Raw genomic sequence first — 18,248 nt, 5'->3', positions numbered from 1 at the left:
CACAGAACAATGGCAATCTTCCTGACCAAGGATTCCAAGGTCATCGTCCAGGGCATCACCGGCGGCGAGGGCACCAAGCACACCGCGTTGATGCTCAAGGCAGGCACCCAGGTCGTCGGTGGCGTGAACGCCCGCAAGGCAGGCACCACGGTCTCGCACACGGACAAGGACGGCAACGCCGTCGAGCTGCCCGTCTTCGGCACCGTCGCGGAGGCCATGAAGGAGACCGGCGCGGACGTCTCGATCGCGTTCGTTCCCCCAGCCTTCTCCAAGGACGCCATCGTCGAGGCCATCGACGCCGAGATCCCGCTGCTCGTCGTCATCACCGAGGGCATCCCGGTGCAGGACTCCGCGTACGCGTGGGCCTACAACGTCGAGAAGGGCAACAAGACCCGGATCATCGGCCCCAACTGCCCCGGCATCATCACCCCCGGTGAGGCGCTCGTCGGCATCACCCCGGCAAACATCGCAGGCAGCGGCCCGGTCGGCCTGGTTTCGAAGTCCGGCACCCTGACCTACCAGATGATGTTCGAGCTCCGTGAGTACGGCTTCTCGACCGCCATCGGCATCGGCGGCGACCCGGTCATCGGCACCACCCACATCGACGCCATCGAGGCGTTCGAGAAGGATCCCCAGACCAAGGTCATCGTGATGATCGGCGAGATCGGTGGCGACGCCGAAGAGCGCGCAGCCGACTACATCAAGGCCAACGTCACGAAGCCGGTCGTCGGCTACGTTGCGGGCTTCACCGCTCCCGAAGGCAAGACGATGGGCCACGCAGGCGCAATCGTCTCCGGCTCGTCGGGCACGGCGCAGGCCAAGAAGGACGCTCTCGAAGCTGCAGGCGTCAAGGTCGGCAAGACGCCGTCCGAGACCGCTGCACTCGCGCGCGAGATCCTCGCATCGCTCTGAGCTTGTAGCGCCTGAGCAGATTCACCGCGGCGCCCACCCGGACCACACGGCCGGGAGGGCGCCGCGTGCTCGTTTCGACCACTCGCCGTTCCTACCGGTCGATCCACTCGGTGCCCGCCGGTTCGAGCTCGCCTGCACCCGAGGTCAGCGAGGCCACCAGGCCTTCGAGCTCGGCCGCATCGCCCGCCACCGTGAACTCCACCCGGTCGGTGTAGACGACGTCGAGCACCGCCACGCCGCGCCCCCGCAGTTCTGCTTCGAGTCGCCCGGCGTCGGCATGCCCGACATCGAAGGTGAACCGCTCACGTTTTTGTCGTTCGACGAGCGCGGCGGTGTCCAGCGCCGTCGACACCGCCCCGGAGTAAGCGCGCACCAGACCTCCAGCGCCGAGTTTGATACCGCCGAACCAGCGCGTGACCACCACGACAATGTTCACGAGGTCGCGGTGGTGCAGCACCTGCAGCATCGGGACGCCGGCTGTGCCGCCGGGCTCGCCGTCGTCGCTCGACCGTTCCGCCCGTTGGGCCTGGTCGTCGCCCACGACGAATGCCCAGCAGTGGTGACGGGCATCCGGATACAGACGACGTTGTTCCTCCACGAAACCGGCGGCGTCGCCGGTCGAGTCGACCCGCCGTAGCGCGGCGAGGAAGCGCGAATGCTTCACCTCCGTTTCCACGACGACGTCGGATCCGAGCGCGAGTGTGTGCGGCATGGCCACCATTCTGGCGTCGGGTGCATAGGGTGGTGATCAGCGACCGACTACTGCAGGAGGATCGATGTCATACCCCAGCGGCCCATCCGTCCAGAGCAAGGTTGTGCCGTTGCTGTTACCGATCGGCGTGGCGGTGCTCGGCCTCGTGAATTTCATCGTCGGACTCGCCCCGTACGTGAGGATCACGTTCGGCTCGTTCGTGTCGTTGTCGTCGTTCGACTTCGGGTTTGCGGTCGTGCCGCTGGCGTTTCTGCTGTTCGGCGGTGGTTGCGCGGCGCTGTCCTTGCTGCCCGGCCAGGATCTACGTGCTACAGCGGTCGTCGCGTCGGGGGTCGGATTCGTGACGTCGCTGTTCCAGCTGTTCCACCTGCCTCAGGACACCGGCATCGCCTGGGGCGGCGTGACGATTCTCGTCCTCGGTCTCCTGCAGACGGCGCTTGCGGTGTTCGCGCTGCTCTTCGGTATCGGAGTGCTGGTGCCGGGGCAGCGATCCGCCCCGCAGGGCGTGTACGGGCAGGGCTTCCAGCCGCAACCCTTCCAGCAGGGTGCACCCCAGCAATCTCCGGCCGGCCAGTTCGGCGCGCAAACTCCCGGGCAGGGATACGGCACCCAGGGGTTCGGCACGCAGGGGATCGGAACTCAGGGGATCGGGACTCAGGGGACTGGAACTCAACAGTTCGGAGCTCAGCAGTTCGCGGCCCAGCAACAGTTCGGTGCGCAACAGGCCGGCCAGGCCCAGTACCCGGGGATGCAGCATTACCAGGGCCGGCAGGACACCTTTTCGGGACAGACACCCGGGCAGGCCCCCTACAGCGAGTACCTGCAGCCGTACGTGGCGGCACAGCGCGAGGCAGAGCAGTCCCACGATCCCGGGCAGTCCCACGATCCGGGACAGTCCCACGGCGCCGGACAGTCGCAGGACCCGACCCGGTCGCAGGAGACCGGGCCCGAACAGACCCGCGATACCGAGTCCGGTACATCGCCTGTGGCCGAGAACACCCCTGATGCGCCGACTCAGGTGTTCCGAGCACCCGACGACCAGCGGTGATCGGCGCGCCTGACGCCGTTGGCCGACAGGCGGTGCAACGATCGAGGTGATGACTTCGACGCTAGGCAGGCCAGTTCGGCACACACCCTCCGAGGACGACGGGATCGACTCGGAACGCTTCCGGATCTTGATCGCAGCGGCGGCGCGTGTTCCTGCGGTGACGATCGCCTTCGTCGCGACCGTCGTGGTGATCACAATGGTCGTGGCGAACAGCGATCTCACCGGGATCTACGCGGCGATCGCCGGTACGTGGCTGGCGCTGCACCAGGTGACCCTGACGATCGACGACACGTCGCTCGGCGTGCTCCCATTGCTGCCCACAGGGCTGATCGTGTGGCAGGCGGCGCGGGCGAGTGCCACGGCCGTGGATTCGATCATCGACCACACCGAACAGAATCTGACGCTGCAGGACGCGGCGCGGATCGTCGTCGCGACGCTCGCGGGCCCGATGATCGTGACCGTGATCGCCCTGGTCGTGATGCAGGACGCCGCGGGCGTGCTCCCGGTGACGACCCCCAACGCGGCCGCTGCCCTCGCCTGGGTGACCGGCCTGTATCTCCTGGCCGCCGTGTTGGGGATCGGTTCCCGGACGTGGCGTGTGGTGTGCGGGAGGTACGAAGTCCCCGAGTGGCTCGTCCTGTCGGTGCGCCCGGCGGTGCGAGCGCTCCTGAGCATGTTCGCGATGGGCGGTGTCCTCACGCTGGTGGGCATGGCGTTGTCGTGGACCACCATGGGCGACCTCCTCGAGCGCGGTGGGGGTGTCGTCGGTGTCCTCGGTCTGACGGTGCTGTCGGTTCTCTACCTCCCCAACGTGTTCTTGGGTGCCTCGTCGATCCTTGCCGGTAGCACCGTGCAGTTCGGTGACGTCCGATTGAGCCTGTTCGAGGCGAGCGGCGGCGACTTGCCTGCACTGCCCGTCCTCGCCGCGATTCCCGCCGGTCCTGCACTCGCGTTCTGGCCGGTGATGCTTGCTGTTCCCGCGACCGTCGGGGCTCTCGCGGGCCGGTTCGTCGCGCACCGTGTCCTGCAGGCACAGGCCGATGGCCTCCTGGTGCGCAGCTCCGACGCGTCGCTGACGCTTCTCGCGGCCGCCGCGCAGACCGGTGTCGCGATCGCGCTGCTGACCTGGGCGGCAGGTGGTCCGCTCGGGATCTTCGGGATCGTGGGGAGCAATTGGTGGCTCACGGGTGTCCTGGTCTTCGCGTGGGTCGGGCTGCTCGGGCTGATCACCGCGCAGTTGCTGATGTGGCGCGAAGGCAAGTTCGCGGCAGCGCAGGCCGCCGAGGAGGAGTACGACGACAACGAAGGCGAGTTCGACGACCTCGATGGCGACGACGGGGACGACTGGGACGACGAGGTCAAGGCGATCGAGGGCCCCGGCTCGGATACTGCGGATGACGGCGAGGAGACCGCCGATCCCGAAGATGCCCAGGACCCGGCCACCGACGATGAGATCCCCGATGACGAGGCCCCCGAAGACGAAGTCCTCGAAGCTCGGGATACCGACGGCGAAGCCGAGGACTCCGACGACCCGAACGTCATCGACGCAGAAGTCGTCGACCTCGAGGACGGCGAGTCGGACGGGCACGAGGAGGTCGAAGAAAAGCGTGGGAAGGACGGCGACTAGTCTCTGAGGCGGCCGCCTTTCCGGCCTGCCCCCTCGAGTTCCAGGAGTAGAGCGCTGACTGCCTCGCGTGACCAGCTGCCGCCCACCGCGCCCGCGCGGATCGTCGTCCTCGCTTCGGGCACGGGAAGTCTTCTGCGCTCGCTCATCGACGCGACTCTCACCGCCGACTACCCCGCGCGGATCGTTGCCGTCGGAGTAGACCGCGAGTGCGCCGCGCAAGAGCATGCCGCTGCTGCCGACATCCCGCACTTCAAAGCGACCCTGCGTGACTACGCCGACCGCGGCGAGTGGGATCGCGCCCTCACCGAGGCCGTCGCGAAACACGAACCCGATCTCATCGTCACCGCGGGCTTCATGAAGATCCTCGGCGCCGCGTTCCTCGAACGATTCGGTGGGCGCATCATCAACACGCATCCCGCTCTGCTGCCGTCGTTCCCCGGTGCGCACGCCGTCCCCGACGCGCTGGCCTACGGCGTGAAGGTCTCGGGGTCGACCGTGCACCTCGTCGACGGTGGCGTCGACACCGGGCCGATTCTCGCGCAGGAAACCGTGCCGGTCCTCGACGACGACGACGAGGCTGCCCTGCACGAACGCATCAAGGTTGTGGAACGACGCTTGCTGGTCGACGTTGTCGCCGCCGTCGCGACCCGTGGAGTTGTATCCGATGGACGAAAGGCCGTGATCCCCAGTGACCGAACGTAAGACTGTGCGCCGCGCACTGGTCAGCGTCTACGACAAGAGCGGACTGGTCGAGCTGGCGAGTGGGCTGCACGACGCGGGCGTCGAACTGGTGTCCACCGGCTCCACCGCCGCGACGATCGCCGGTGCAGGCGTGCCCGTGACCCGGGTCGAGGAGCTCACCGGGTTCCCCGAATGCCTCGAAGGCCGCGTCAAGACGCTGCACCCGCGCGTACACGCAGGCATCCTCGCGGACACCCGCAAGCAGGACCACCTCGACCAGATCGCCGATCTCGGGATCGAGGCGTTCGAGCTGGTGATCGTCAACCTGTATCCGTTCACGCAGACCGTTGCCTCGGGCGCGACCCCCGACGAGTGCGTCGAGCAGATCGATATCGGCGGCCCGTCCATGGTGCGTGCTGCTGCCAAGAACCACCCGTCGGTCGCGGTGGTCGTCGATCCTGCCGGCTACGGTGACGTCCTCGAGTCCGTCAAGGGCGGTGGGTTCACGCTGGCCCAGCGCAAGCGTCTTGCGGCGCAAGCCTTCCAGCACACCGCTGCATACGATGTCGCGGTTGCGAGCTGGATGAACGCCGGCTACGCGAACGGTGAGGTCATCGCAGAGGGCGACTCGCAGTTCCCCGCGTGGACAGGTGCGACGTGGGTCCGCGCGAATGTCTTGCGCTACGGCGAGAACCCGCACCAGGCCGCTGCGCTGTATGTGTCCGAGGACGGCGAGCCGGGTCTGGCGCAGGCCGAGCAGTTCCACGGCAAGGAAATGTCGTACAACAACTACCAGGACGCCGACGCTGCGTGGCGCGCTGCGCACGACCACAGCGAGCCGTGCGTCGCGATCATCAAGCATGCCAATCCGTGTGGCATCGCGATCGCCGACGATATCGCCGCCGCCCACCTCAATGCGCACGAGTGCGATCCGGTGTCGGCGTACGGTGGCGTGATCGCCGCGAACCGTGAGGTGAGCGTGAAGATGGCCGAGCAGGTCGCCGAGATCTTCACCGAGGTGATCATCGCCCCCGCCTACGCGGACGGTGCCGTCGAGGTGCTCTCCCGAAAGAAGAACATCCGCATCCTGCGCGCGGATTCGCCGAAGACCGCGCAGATCGAGATGCGTCAGATCTCCGGTGGTTTGCTTCTGCAGGAGCGCGACGCGCTCACCGCTGACGGAGATGCGCCGGCCAACTGGCAGCTCGCGTGCGGAGATCCGGCCGACGAGGCGACACTGCGCGATCTCGTATTCGCGTGGCGCACGGTTCGTGCCGTCAAGTCCAACGCGATCCTGCTGGTGTCCGGCGGGGCGACCGTCGGTGTCGGAATGGGCCAGGTCAACCGGGTCGATTCGTCTCGCCTCGCGGTGGCTCGTGCCGGGGACCGTGTCGTCGGTTCCGTCGCAGCATCCGACGCGTTCTTCCCGTTCGCGGACGGTCTTCAGGTGCTGACCGAGGCGGGCGTCAAGGCTGTGGTGCAGCCGGGCGGTTCGGTGCGCGACAACGATGTCATCGAGGCTGCTCGCGAAGCAGGTATCACCCTGTACTTGACGGGCGCCCGCCACTTCGCGCACTGATGTCGCGTTGACGGAGTCGTTCTCGCAGGGCTACCGCCCACTCGCAGTTGCCGTCTCAGGCAGCGTGCGGGTGGGCGGTGTGCTGTGCGGGAGCTTCTGCGGCGAGGACGCCGCGATCGTCGGCGATGACGAGGCGGGCGGCACCGCGATCGAGCAGCTTGCGGATGAGATCGGCAGCTTCTGCAGCTTTTTCTGCATCGACGTGGCTGAGATCGATCGTGATGGCGTGGCCTGTCAGATCGTCGGGCAGTGTCTTCGGGATCTCGCCGGTAGGGCTGAGTCGGAATTTCATGGTGTTCTCCTGTTGGAAGGGAAAGAAAAAGGCACCCGGGGCGATGTGCCCGGGTGCCGAGAGCGGAGTCGTCGAGGACTCTATTCTCGGGGTTTCCGCGGGGCTACGTGGAAGTGGAAGTAGGCGAACGGTACGGAGCGGCGCTTGCAGAACTGATACTGACGTTGCATCGGACCGTACCTTTCTTGTGTGTTCCATCGGGTTAACGGCAAACCATACACGAATTACGCGTAAGCGACATCCAAAATTCCCCGCGCGGTCCGGGGGCTTTGGTCAGAGCGACTTGATCCACTTCTCGAAACCGCTGGTGAATTCCTCGGAGTAGGGCAGATCGGCGACGTAGTCGGAGCCGGTGGACTGCTGCTCGCCGATGTCCTTGAGAACGTGGTTGGTGCGCTGCATGCGCAGCGACGTCAAGCGCGTGTGCACCAGCGCGGAATCGAGTGCGTCGACATCCTCGATACGGACCTGGATGTCTTTCGAGGAGACGGTCGTGAGGACGGGAAGATTGCCGTCGATCTGCGCGGCGAGCATCCGGGGATCGAGTGCGTCCTCCTCTGCGAGGGCCTTCGCGTTGGCCGAGACGAGACCGGCGTTGCGGAGCGGTTCGGGCAGGTCGTCGCTCAAGGTGCCGTCGGCGCGGAGCGACTCGACCGCACCGGCCAGCGCGAGACGCAGTTGATCGGCGACCTGAACGGGTAGCTGCCGCGCCGACACCACCGCGTCGAGCTGGGCATCGATTTGGGCGGTGAGCAGGTCGAGCAGGCGCACGGCCAGCGGCTCGAGGAGGCCGAGGCCCTTGATGTCGATGTCGGTGCGAGCGTTGTTCTGCGCGAGCGACAGGGCGATCAGCGCTCCCTCGCTGTGCCCGATGACGTACATCCGCGAGGAATCCACACCGCGTTGTCCTGCGAGGAAAGCCAGGGCATCGGAAGCGGCATCGATGAATGTCGAGAACCCGAGATCGGCGACGTCCTCGACGTCGTAGGGGCCGAGGCCCGTGGTGCCGCTGCCGAGCTTGTCGTAGCGCAAGCTTGCGAATCCGTTGTCTTCGAGGACGTCGGCGAGGTGCCGGAGAGTGCCGATCTTCCCCGGGAGCAGGGCACTGTCGCCGTTGCGATCGGTGGGGCCGCTGCCCGCGAGCAACAGCACCGCCGGCACCGCTCCCTTGATCGAGACGGGGATGCGCATGCTGCCGTGCAGGGTCACATCGCCGCTGGAAAAGGTGATCTCGGTGTCCGACATGTCATTTGTCTATCAGAAGGGCACCCCTTGGTGGACACTCAGGCCGTTCCGGCGGACCGCGCGCGTCGCATCCGGCCGTATCCTTTGAATCCGAGCCAGCCGAACAAGATCAACAAAGGGATCACCAGCAGCGGCAGGACCAGCGAGATCAGTGACGTCACGAACGACGCCACGCTGTCGATTACCGACAACACCGGATTACCGACGCCCGCAGTTGTGGCGGTACTCACGGCGCGCGTTCCGGTCTGTGCCGTGCTCACCGCGAGCGCAGTGGGCGCGCCGACGACGATCCCGGCGATCGCCGCCCACGCCGGATCGAGGTTGCTGAGCGCTGCCCATGCCACGAGTGCTCCCGCAATCGGGCGGGTGACCGTACCGGCCAGAGACAACGCATTGTCGACGAACGGGATCAGATCGGCGAGCACTTCTGTGACCGTCGCGATCGTGAGCGCCGTCAGTGCAGCGGTAGAACCGACCCACGACATCGAGTCGCCCACGACGATGCCGAAGAGTTCGAAGTGCACCGCAGCGCTCAACATCAGCAGCGGGAGGAATGTGCGCAACCCGGTCGCGGCGGCAAGGCCGAGTCCGAGCAGCACCGCCAGGAGCCAGGTGTCCATGAGCGGCAGTGTATGCGCGAGGCCACACGTTGCCTGTCGTTTCGTTCGCTCGATACGGGAGGGGGTGCCGAAACGACGCGACGGTCGTACCTTGGGTGGGGTGACCTCTCCCACATCCCGCCCGTCCACTCTCGGTGAGCTGCGCGCGTCCGGACACGTGCAGCGTTCCGTCAAGGACGAGATCAGACAGAACCTGCTCACTGCGCTGCGCGACGGCACCGACCCGTGGCCCGGCATCGTCGGGTTCGACGACACCGTGGTCCCGCAGCTCGAGCGGGCACTGCTCGCAGGCCACGATGTGGTGCTGCTCGGTGAACGAGGCCAGGGCAAGACCCGCCTGCTGCGCACCCTCCCGCTGCTCCTCGATGAATGGACACCCGTGATTGCCGGCTCGGAGCTCGGCGAGCACCCCTACGAGCCGATCACGCCTGCCTCCATCCGGCGCGCCGCCGAACTCGGTGACGACCTTCCCGTCGCGTGGCGGCACCGCAGCGAACGGTACGCAGAAAAGCTGGCGACCCCGGACACATCCGTTGCCGACCTCGTGGGCGATGTCGATCCCGTCAAGGTCGCCGAGGGGCGCAGCCTCGGCGATCCCGAGACCATCCATTTCGGTCTGGTACCGCGGTCGCACCGCGGCATCGTCGCCGTCAACGAGCTGCCCGATCTTGCCGAACGCATCCAGGTGTCGTTGCTGAACGTGATGGAGGAACGCGACATCCAAGTGCGCGGCTACACCATCAGGCTCCCGCTCGACGTACTGCTCGTCGCGAGCGCCAACCCGGAGGACTACACGAACCGCGGACGCATCATCACACCGCTCAAGGACCGCTTCGGCGCAGAGATCCGCACCCACTACCCGATGGAACTCGACGACGAGGTCGCGGTCATCCGACAGGAAGCCGAACTACAGGCCCGTGTTCCCGGTTTCCTCCTCGAGATTCTGGCTCGCTTCACCCGGCTGCTGCGCGAGTCGACGTCCGTCGACCAGAGGTCCGGAGTGTCCGCGCGGTTCGCGGTCGCGGGAGCCGAGACCGTTGCTGCCGCGGCCGTGCGTCGCGGTGCTGTTCTCGGAGAGGACGACCCGGTCGCGCGCCCCGTCGATCTCGGCACCGTCGTCGAGGTACTGCGCGGCAAGGTCGAATTCGAGTCCGGCGAGGAAGGGCGCGAATTCGAGGTACTCGACCACCTACTGCGCCGCGCGACCGCCGAGACCGCCCGCGCACGCCTGGCCGGTATCGACCTAGCCCCGCTCGTCTCTGCCGTCGAACAGGGTGAGCCCGTCGTGACGGGGGAACGGATCACGGCGAAGGTGCTGCTCGACGAACTACCCGAACTGCCGGTGCTCGACGACGTCGCCGATCGTCTCGGTGCGAGCGACCCGGGAACGCGTGCGTCCGCGATCGAACTCGCACTCGAGGGGCTCTATCTTGCGCGCCGGATCGCAAAGGACACCGGCGACGACGGCGCGGCGGTGTACTCCTGATGAGTCGGGCGGCTCGCTACGGTCCGTACCACGGCGGTGATCCACTCGCCCCGCCCGTGGATCTGCGCGACGCGCTCGCTTCGATCGGCGACGATGTCCTCGCCGGTAGTTCGCCGCGACAGGCGCTGCGTGAACTGCTCCGCCGCGGGCAGGGCCCGATGCGGGGCCTGGACAAACTTGCAGCGCAGGCGAACCGGCGTAGGCGTGAGCTGCTCGACCGCAACAATCTCGACGGAACTCTGCGGGAAGTGCGTGAGCTGCTGGACAAGGCTGTCCTCGAAGAGCGGAAGACGCTCGCACGCGCCCTCGACGACGATGCGCGCTTCTCGGAGATGCGCATGGAGGAACTCCCGGGCTCGACCGCGCAGGCCGTACAGGAACTGGCCGACTACGACTGGCGGAGCACCCAGGCGCGCGAGGACTACGAGAAGATCCGCGATCTGCTGGGCCGGGAGATGCTCGACCAGCGGTTCGCGGGCATGAAACAAGCGCTCGAAGGCGCGACCGACGAAGACCGGCAGCGCATCGCCGAGATGCTCGCAGACCTCAACGACCTGCTCGACAAGCACTCCCGTGGCGAGGACACACCGGAGGACTTCGAACAGTTCATGGCCGAGCACGGCGACTTCTTCCCGGAGAATCCGCAGAACGTCGAGGAACTGCTCGACTCGCTGGCGCAACGTGCCGCTGCGGCGCAGCGACTGCGCAATTCGTTGACACAGGAACAGCGCGACGAACTCGACGCACTGGCTCAACAGGCGTTCGGTTCCCCCGATCTCATGCAGCAACTCGATCGTCTCGACGGTAATCTGCGTGCGGCCCGGCCCGGTGAGGACTGGACGGGTTCGCAGCGATTCCGCGGCGACGAGGGCATGGGTCTCGGGGAAGGCACCGGTGCGCTGCAGGAGATCTCGGAACTCGACCAGCTCGCCGAGCAGTTGTCGCAGCAGTATGCGGGTGCGTCGCTGGACGACATCGATCTCGATGCCCTCGAACGTCATCTCGGCCCGGAAGCTGCCGCAGATGCGCGGACGCTCGCCGAACTCGAAAAGGAACTGCAGAAGCAGGGGTACTTCGATCGTGCCGCCGATGGGCAGTGGCGTCTGTCGCCCAAGGCCATGCGGCAACTCGGGCAGCACGCGCTACGCGATGTGATGAACCGTCTCTCGTCGCGGGGCGGACAACGCGAGACGCGGCGCGCGGGGGCGATGGGGGAACCGACCGGAGCGGCGCGGTCGTGGGAATTCGGCGACACCGAACCGTGGGATGTCGTGCGCACGTTGACCAATGCGACGCTGCGCGACCCGGGCGTGCCCGTCCGGATGACGGTGTCGGACGTCGAAGTGGTCGAGACGGAACAGCGGGCACAGGCAGCGGTTGCGCTTCTCGTCGACACCTCGTTCTCCATGGTCATGGACGGGCGGTGGGTGCCGATGAAGCGCACCGCCCTCGCGCTGAATCATCTCGTGTCGACCCGTTTTCGCGGTGATGCACTGCAGCTCATCGCGTTCGGTCGGCACGCGCGCGTGGTCACAGCCCCCGAACTCGCAGGATTGGACGGCGTCTACGAACAGGGCACCAATCTGCATCACGCACTGTTGCTCGCCGGACGGCATCTGCGACGTCATCCGAACGCGCAGCCGGTGGTGCTCGTGGTCACCGACGGCGAACCGACCGCGCACCTGGAACCGGATGGGTATGCGGCGTTCGACTATCCGCCCAGCGCGCGGACCCTCGGGCTGACCGTGCGCGAGCTCGACCATCTCGCAAAAATCGGTGCGCAGGTGACGATCTTCCGGCTCGGCGACGATCCCGGGCTCGCCCGGATCGTCGACCGGATGGCCCGTCGCGTGGCGGGCCGGGTGGTCGCCCCGGATCTCGACGGTCTCGGTGCTGCGGTGGTGGGCAACTACGTACGGATGCGTCGCAGGTAGGTGCGGGCTGTCAGCGCAGCGCCCGCCACGTGGAGGTGGCTGCTGTGGACAACAACGCGGCCGTCACCCAGAACACCGACGCCACCCCCGCAACCCCGGCGACCGCGCCCGCCGCGAGCGGCACCACGACCTGCCCGAGGCGGTTTCCCGTCAACCGCACCGCGAGCGCCGATGCCCGATCCGACGGTTCCACCAGTTCGACCACCCATGTCATCGTCAGTGGTTGACCCACGCCCCAGAACACCCCGCATACCGCGAGCAGCAGACCGATCACCCACGGGTTCGGCACCACGGGAATCAGCGCGACCGGCACGATCGTGCCCGCGGTCGCGGACAACAGCAGTCGGCGTCGCGGGATACGGCGCAGCGCCCACGGCAGCAGCGCCCGGGAGACGATCGATGCGACCGTCCGTGCGGTGAGCAGCACCGATACGAGCAGAACCCCGAAACCGAACTGCTCTCCGAGCAGCGGCAGGTACACGACGACGAGGTCGACGGAGGCCAGCACGATCAGGCTCGACAGCATCGCCGGCTTCATTCCGGGTGTGGCGAGCATCGAGCGCACCGACTGGGGTGGGCCGTCGTCTGCGGTGCGCCCGGAACCGGGTGGCTCCCGCAGGCCGATGACGAACGCCAGGGCGAGCGCCGCAAGCACTGTCATCGCGATGAGTGCGCCGGTGGTCTCGACGGTGCCGTCGCTCGTGCTGTGGGTCGCGGCGATCGCCCCCGCGACCGGAACTCCCACGGCCTGCCCGACCGACACACCGAGGGTGATGCCGGCGAACCCGCGGTCGAGTTCGCCGCGCGGCGACAGGATCGACACGAACGCCTGACCGGAGACGGTGACGAGCAGTTGACCGAGCCCGAGCACGATATTGCCGAGTCCGAGCACCAGCAGACCGGAACTGAGCGCGATCGATCCGACCCCCACGGTGGACACGACGATCCCGGCGCGCAGGATCACGGTCGCGTGGCCGCGGTCGACGGCGCGACCCATCCGCACCGCCGCGAGCAGCGGCACGATCGCATACAGGGCGGTGATGATGCCGATCGTCGCGGCGTCGCCACCGAGAGCGAGGATCCGGTACGACACCAGCACACGCACCGACTGGAATGCTGCGTGCAGCAACGCGGTGGAGACGCAGAGATAGAGCAGCCAGTGCCGGGGCGGGGAATGCATCGATCAGGAGGCGGTGACCACTCGATCCCCGAGAGGCGACTGCAACGGCACCTCGATGGTTCCGAACACCGCGACCATGATGCACATGCTGTCCTGCGCCTCCGGCAGGGTGCCACCCTCGAGTGACACCGTGACGACGTCCTCGGTCTCGATCACGGCGGGGGCGACGCCGAAACACTCCGGGGTTCCGGTCTCGAAATGCAGAGACAGCCGGTTGTCGTCGATGCGTGAGTACGACGTGATGGTGAGCGGATGCGCGTCGACGATGTCCGGTCGGGCCGAGAACACCGTGGCGCCTGCCGGTTCGGGGTTCTCCGGCAGCGGGTCGACATCCGGGGGCGTCGAACCGCACGCGGCGGCGAGAAGGCAGCAGGCGAAGAGCATGACGAGACGCATGCGTTCCACCGTAGGCGTGCCACGTGGCAATGTGTGTACCCGCGCACCACAACGGAGGACCATGAAGCTGCCAGTCTTTTTCGACCCGCCGCCCCAGGCGATGCCGACACCCGAGGTCGTCGTCGACGACACCCTGACGCCCCGCCGTTTCACCGTGCGGACGATGCTGGCGGCGAAGAAGTGGACGACCCCGGCTGCGTTTCTCGTTGCGGTCCATCAGGTGTGCGAGACGCTGGTGCCCGTCGTCATGGGGCATGCCATCGACCGGGCGGTCGCGACCAGGGATTTCGATGCCCTGTGGCGATGGTTGCTCGTCCTCGCCCTCGTATTCGCGGTCCTGACGGTTTCGGCGCGCTTCGGTGGACGTATCGGGCAGGCAGGCATGCTTGCGGTCCAGCATCGGATGCGCACGCGTGTGACCGACCGGATCCTCGACGTGCGTGGCGTCGGCGGCCCGCAGCGCACCCCGGGCGACATGCTGAATATCGCGACCTCGGACGTCGAACAGCTTGCGCGCGGTATCGCCGTCATGGTGTACCCGATCGGGCATGTCGTCGCGGTGGTGTTCGGCGCCGTCGTGCTGCTGAGCGTGTCGTGGCCGCTCGGCCTGGCGATCCTCGTCGGAGCGCCCGTGATCCTGTGGTTGCTCGACAAAGGTTCCGGTCCGCTGCGGCGGCGCAGCTTCGAGGAGCAGAAGGTGGCGGGAGCGGCAGCAGGTACCGCCACCGACCTCGTTACCGGCATCCGCGTGGTCAAGGGCATCGGCGCCGACGTGGAGGCGTCGCGGCGATACGTCGGCGCGAGTCGTCGAGCGCTCGACGGTGTGCTCCGTTCGGCGCGCGCCGAAGGCGCCTACATCGCCTCCATGGAATTCGCGTCGGGCCTGCTCATCGTCGGTGTCGCGGTGGCCGCAGGCGCGATGGCGGTCACCGGGTCGCTCACCGTCGGGCAGCTCATCACCGTCGTCGGCGTGACACAGGTGATCATGGGGCCACTCGCCGCGCTCGGATCCAACATGGGCGCTGTGTGGGCGGCAGCGGTCGCTTCCGCGGAGCGGGTCCTGAGTGTTCTGCAAGCACCCCCCGCAGTCGACACCGGTGATCGTGACGCCCCGGACGAGGGCACCCTCGAATTCGAGGCGTTCACGGCCGGGCGACTACGTGATCTGAATCTGACGATCGCAGCCGGCAAGTTCACCGTCGTCCATACCGACGCCGAGACCACCGCTGATCTGGTGGCTGTGCTCGCGCGGTCGCGTCACCCGGAACACGGACGAGTCCTGGTGGGCGGCGTCGACCTGTTCGATCTGGGGAACGACGCGGCGCGACGCAGCGTGCGGGTGGTGCCCCACGCGTCGCACCTGTTCGAGGGCACTGTCGTGGACAACATCGCTGCGGGTGTCCCGGACGACGCACCCGACGCCGATGCCCGGGTCACTCGCGCGGTGTTCGCCGCGGCGTGCGATGACGTCGCGCGGGTGCTTCCCGCCGGCCTCGACACACCGGTCGGCGAAGCGGGCAGGTTGCTCTCCGGTGGACAGCGTCAACGTGTCTCGCTTGCACGCGCTCTCGCCGCGCCCGCGGAAGTGCTGGTGCTGGTCGATCCCACGACGGCCGTCGATTCCGTCACCGAGGCCGCGATCGCCGAGCGCGTACCCGAACTCCGGCGCGGACGGACCACTGTGGTGTTCACGCGGTCGCCCGCGTTCACGGCGGCGGCCGACGATGTGCTCGAGCTGAGCGACCTTTCCTTCGCAATTTCCGGAGATGATCGATGAGTACGACAGCTATTCGTGCGGGCGAGCGGTTCCGGACCGCGGATGCGCGCGGCACCGTGCGTGTTGCACGGTCCGTGTTCGCCGGTAAGGGTCGTATGGCCTGCGGTGTATTCGTCGTGCTGGTGATCGGTGCAGCGGCGGGTCTGGTGACGCCGTGGGCGATGGGGCGATCCGTCGACGTCGTGCTCGAAGGCGGCGATCTCACCGACATCGCGTGGCTTGCGGGGACAATGGTCGCCGGAGTCATCGTGTTCGCAGCATTGAGCGGTCTCGGGCTCATGCTCACCTCGCAGCTCTTCGAGACAGGCCTGGCGCGCCTGCGCGAACGTATGCTGGCGGCCGCGATGCGGCTGCCGCTGGCCAGGATCGAATCGGCGGGCAGCGGCGACCTCGTGTCGCGGGCGACCGACGATGTGGCCCAGGTCAGTTCCGCGATCCGCGAGGCCGCGCCGGCGATCTCCGGCGCGTTGTTCACCGTCGTCCTCACGATGTTCGGTCTCGCGGTACTGGACTGGCGGTTCCTGATCGTGCTGATCGTGGTGTTGCCGGTCCACTATCTGGGTGCCCGCATGTACACGCGGGATGCGCCGCCGATCTACCAGCAGTCGCGGGTGGCAATGGGGGAGCGCGCTCACCACGTGCTCGGCGGGATCCGCGGCCTTCCGACGGTGCACGCGTTCGATCTCGGCCCGAGCCTGGCAGGCCCGATCGACGAGCATTCGTGGTGGGTTGCGCGCTGGGAGTTGCGGGCCCGCATCGTCGTCAACCGTCTGTTCGGGCGAGTCAATCTCGCCGAGTTCCTGGGAATGGCCTCGATCCTGTTCGTCGGCTTCCTGCTTGTGGACAACGACGCGATCACCGTCGGCGTCACGACTACCGCGATGCTGTTCTTCTTGCGCCTGTTCGGTCCGCTGGGTCAGTTGCTGATGGTGATGGACTCGCTGCAGAGCGGTCTTGCGTCCTTGTCGCGGATCGCGGGTCTGATCGAGGAATGCGAGGAATTCGAGGGCGCCGACCGTGAGCCTCGGGTTGCAACGCAGCCGGTGGGGCGTGAACTCGTTGCGCGCGACGTGCATTTCGGATACGACACCGGGCCGGAGATCGTCCACGGAGTGGACCTGACGATCGGCGACGGCGAACACGTCGCGCTCGTCGGTGCCTCCGGGGCAGGAAAGACCACGTTCGCCGCGGTGCTCGCGGGTGTGCACCCGGCGAGCGCCGGAACCGTCACTTTCGGCGGGGTCCCCATCGGCGAACTGGGCGACGAGCGTCGCACGCGCGAGATCGCTCTCGTCACCCAGGAAGTGCACGTGTTCTCCGGACCGGTGCGCAACGATCTGCGGATGGCAGCGCCCGGCGCATCGGACGGCGAGCTCGTCGAGGTGCTCGAGAGGGTCGGTGCGCACGGCTGGGTGTCGCGGCTGCCCTCGGGCCTGGACACCGAGGTGGGCTCGGGTGGCCACGTCCTCACTCCGATGCAGGAACAGCAGCTTGCGTTGGCGCGTCTGATCCTGCTCGATCCGGCGTTGGTGATTCTCGACGAGGCCACCGCGGATGCGGGGTCGGCCGGTGCCGACGAACTCGAGGCGTCGGCCGAGGAGGCGCTGCGCGGACGAAGCGCGCTGATCGTCGCGCATCGGCTGAGTCAGGCGGCGCGTGCCGACCGCATCGTCCTGATGGACGACGGGCGGATCGTCGAACAGGGCTCACACGACGACCTGGTTGCTCGGGGCGGCCGGTATGCGCGGTTGTGGGCGGCGTGGTCGGTGGGCCGGTCAGGCTAGTAGTGCCGCGACCACGCCGAGGCCGGGGATCGCTGCGAGCGTCGTGACGAGCGCGGCGTCGCGGGCCAGGACCATGCCGCGGCCGTAGGCGCTCGCGTAGACGAACACACTTTGGGCGGTCGGTAGCATCGCGACGACGACCACCGCGAACAGTTCGGTTCCGTCGAGACCGAGCAGGTAGCGACCCATCGCCCAGGCGAGCAGCGGTTGGACGACGATCTTGAGTACCGATGCGAGCGCAACGTCCCGACGGGGACTGGTGCCCTTCTGGAGTACGCGCACACCCTGCAGCGACAACCCGAACGCGAGAAGTGCGCCGGGCACCGACGCCCCGCCGAGCAGTTGGATCGGCTGCAGCAGCGCGTCGGGCACATGCCAGCCCGTTCCCGCGACGACGAGTCCCGCGGCGCCGGCGACGACGATGGGGTTCTTGAACGGTGTGATGAGCGTTTCGAGTCGCGATGCGCCCGGTCGCGCGGTGGACAGATCGAGTGCGGTGAGAGCGATGGGGGAGAGCACGATGATCTGGAAGAGCATCAGCGGCGCGACGAACGACGCGTCACCGAGAACGAACACCGCGATGGGGATCCCGAGGTTGGCGGAGTTGACGTACCCGGCAGAGAGCGCACCGACCGTCAACTCCGGTACCGCACGCTTCAGCCACAGTCGCGCGATCAGGAGATAGGCGACGGCGACGGCGAGTGCGGTGGCCGCGCCGACGTAGAGATGTTCGGAGAAGATCGTCGACAGGTCGGAGGTCGCGAGGGCGTCGAACAACAATGCGGGCGTGGCGACGACGAACACGATGCGGCTGAGCACGGTCTGCGCTTCGGCGCCGAGGGTGCCGCGCCGGCCCAGAACGAAGCCGATTGCGATGATCACGAAGATCACAGTGAACCCCGAGATCACACCAGACACGGTTGCTCAGTCTAACGATCTCCGGACGGCGCCCGATTGGCCGTGCACATCTGGTCT

16 protein-coding genes are annotated in these 18,248 nt (G+C 67.3%); 9 read left to right on the top strand and 7 right to left on the bottom strand.

Annotated elements, in window-relative coordinates; genetic code table 11:
* Window positions 1-9: 9 nt before the first annotated feature.
* Entirely contained in the window at window positions 10-912 is a 903-nt protein-coding gene (gene sucD, locus HCA61_RS09485; protein ID WP_169687877.1) for a succinate--CoA ligase subunit alpha, read from the top strand.
* 91 nt (window positions 913-1,003) lie between these two features.
* On the opposite strand, the gene HCA61_RS09480 is transcribed toward sucD, so the two are convergent.
* Window positions 1,004-1,624: a YigZ family protein gene (locus HCA61_RS09480; RefSeq protein ID WP_169687876.1), complete on the bottom strand. Its 621-nt coding sequence runs from the start codon at window positions 1,622-1,624 to the stop codon at window positions 1,004-1,006.
* A gap of 64 nt (window positions 1,625-1,688) precedes the next feature.
* Here HCA61_RS09480 and HCA61_RS09475 point away from each other — a divergent pair, with 64 nt between their 5' ends.
* From HCA61_RS09475 to purH, 4 genes are read left to right on the top strand one after another with little or no spacing between them, the layout of a single operon-like run.
* The gene (locus tag HCA61_RS09475; RefSeq protein ID WP_169687875.1) at window positions 1,689-2,672 is read left to right on the top strand and encodes a DUF5336 domain-containing protein; all 984 of its coding nucleotides are present in this window, start codon (window positions 1,689-1,691) and stop codon (window positions 2,670-2,672) included.
* 49 nt (window positions 2,673-2,721) lie between these two features.
* Complete coding sequence (locus tag HCA61_RS09470) at window positions 2,722-4,299, top strand: DUF6350 family protein (protein WP_169687874.1); 1,578 nt, start codon at window positions 2,722-2,724, stop codon at window positions 4,297-4,299.
* Between the two features lie 54 nt (window positions 4,300-4,353).
* The gene (gene purN / locus HCA61_RS09465) at window positions 4,354-5,001 is read left to right on the top strand and encodes a phosphoribosylglycinamide formyltransferase (protein ID WP_240959118.1); all 648 of its coding nucleotides are present in this window, start codon (window positions 4,354-4,356) and stop codon (window positions 4,999-5,001) included.
* Window positions 4,988-6,559 carry a bifunctional phosphoribosylaminoimidazolecarboxamide formyltransferase/IMP cyclohydrolase gene (gene purH, locus HCA61_RS09460; RefSeq protein WP_169687873.1) on the top strand — a complete coding sequence of 524 codons (1,572 nt, stop codon included), beginning with the start codon at window positions 4,988-4,990 and terminating at the stop codon, window positions 6,557-6,559. Before purN ends, purH begins: the two co-directional genes overlap by 14 nt.
* A 55-nt stretch (window positions 6,560-6,614) precedes the next feature.
* On the opposite strand, the gene HCA61_RS09455 is transcribed toward purH, so the two are convergent.
* The 3 genes from HCA61_RS09455 to HCA61_RS09445 all read right to left on the bottom strand — a co-directional run bounded on the left by HCA61_RS09455 (window position 6,615) and on the right by HCA61_RS09445 (window position 8,716).
* Window positions 6,615-6,851 (bottom strand): hypothetical protein, encoded by a 237-nt coding sequence (locus HCA61_RS09455; protein WP_169687872.1) that lies wholly within the window; start codon window positions 6,849-6,851, stop codon window positions 6,615-6,617.
* Between the two features lie 273 nt (window positions 6,852-7,124).
* On the bottom strand, window positions 7,125-8,096 hold the full coding sequence (locus HCA61_RS09450; RefSeq protein ID WP_169687871.1) for an alpha/beta hydrolase: 972 nt from the start codon (window positions 8,094-8,096) through the stop codon (window positions 7,125-7,127).
* 38 nt (window positions 8,097-8,134) lie between these two features.
* Window positions 8,135-8,716 carry a DUF4126 domain-containing protein gene (locus tag HCA61_RS09445; RefSeq protein WP_169687870.1) on the bottom strand — a complete coding sequence of 194 codons (582 nt, stop codon included), beginning with the start codon at window positions 8,714-8,716 and terminating at the stop codon, window positions 8,135-8,137.
* 100 nt (window positions 8,717-8,816) lie between these two features.
* Here HCA61_RS09445 and HCA61_RS09440 point away from each other — a divergent pair, with 100 nt between their 5' ends.
* Together HCA61_RS09440 and HCA61_RS09435 are read left to right on the top strand one after the other, a co-directional pair.
* Window positions 8,817-10,202, top strand: a complete 1,386-nt coding sequence (locus tag HCA61_RS09440) for a sigma 54-interacting transcriptional regulator (protein ID WP_169687869.1) — start codon at window positions 8,817-8,819, stop codon at window positions 10,200-10,202.
* Window positions 10,202-12,136 carry a VWA domain-containing protein gene (locus HCA61_RS09435; RefSeq protein ID WP_169687868.1) on the top strand — a complete coding sequence of 645 codons (1,935 nt, stop codon included), beginning with the start codon at window positions 10,202-10,204 and terminating at the stop codon, window positions 12,134-12,136. The genes HCA61_RS09440 and HCA61_RS09435 overlap by 1 nt, the downstream gene beginning before the upstream one ends.
* Before the next feature lie 10 nt (window positions 12,137-12,146).
* On the opposite strand, the gene HCA61_RS09430 is transcribed toward HCA61_RS09435, so the two are convergent.
* Together HCA61_RS09430 and HCA61_RS09425 are read right to left on the bottom strand one after the other, a co-directional pair.
* The gene (locus HCA61_RS09430) at window positions 12,147-13,316 is read right to left on the bottom strand and encodes an MFS transporter (RefSeq protein ID WP_169687867.1); all 1,170 of its coding nucleotides are present in this window, start codon (window positions 13,314-13,316) and stop codon (window positions 12,147-12,149) included.
* Window positions 13,317-13,319: 3 nt separating this feature from the next.
* A complete protein-coding gene (locus HCA61_RS09425; RefSeq protein WP_169687866.1) occupies window positions 13,320-13,712 on the bottom strand; it encodes a hypothetical protein in 393 nt (130 codons plus the stop codon).
* Between the two features lie 61 nt (window positions 13,713-13,773).
* Here HCA61_RS09425 and HCA61_RS09420 point away from each other — a divergent pair, with 61 nt between their 5' ends.
* Both HCA61_RS09420 and HCA61_RS09415 read left to right on the top strand, forming a co-directional pair.
* On the top strand, window positions 13,774-15,489 hold the full coding sequence (locus tag HCA61_RS09420; RefSeq protein ID WP_169687865.1) for an ABC transporter ATP-binding protein: 1,716 nt from the start codon (window positions 13,774-13,776) through the stop codon (window positions 15,487-15,489).
* Window positions 15,486-17,273 (top strand): ABC transporter ATP-binding protein, encoded by a 1,788-nt coding sequence (locus HCA61_RS09415; protein ID WP_169687864.1) that lies wholly within the window; start codon window positions 15,486-15,488, stop codon window positions 17,271-17,273. Before HCA61_RS09420 ends, HCA61_RS09415 begins: the two co-directional genes overlap by 4 nt.
* Here the strand turns inward: HCA61_RS09415 and HCA61_RS09410 are convergent.
* A complete protein-coding gene (locus HCA61_RS09410) occupies window positions 17,265-18,191 on the bottom strand; it encodes an AEC family transporter (protein ID WP_169687863.1) in 927 nt (308 codons plus the stop codon). The two genes, HCA61_RS09415 and HCA61_RS09410, sit on opposite strands and share 9 nt — an antisense overlap.
* Window positions 18,192-18,248: the final 57 nt, after the last annotated feature.

Source organism: Rhodococcus sp. HNM0563 (genome assembly GCF_012726195.1).
Taxonomy (GTDB): Bacteria; Actinomycetota; Actinomycetes; order Mycobacteriales; family Mycobacteriaceae; genus Rhodococcus.
This window is presented reverse-complemented; position numbering and strand designations above follow the sequence as displayed.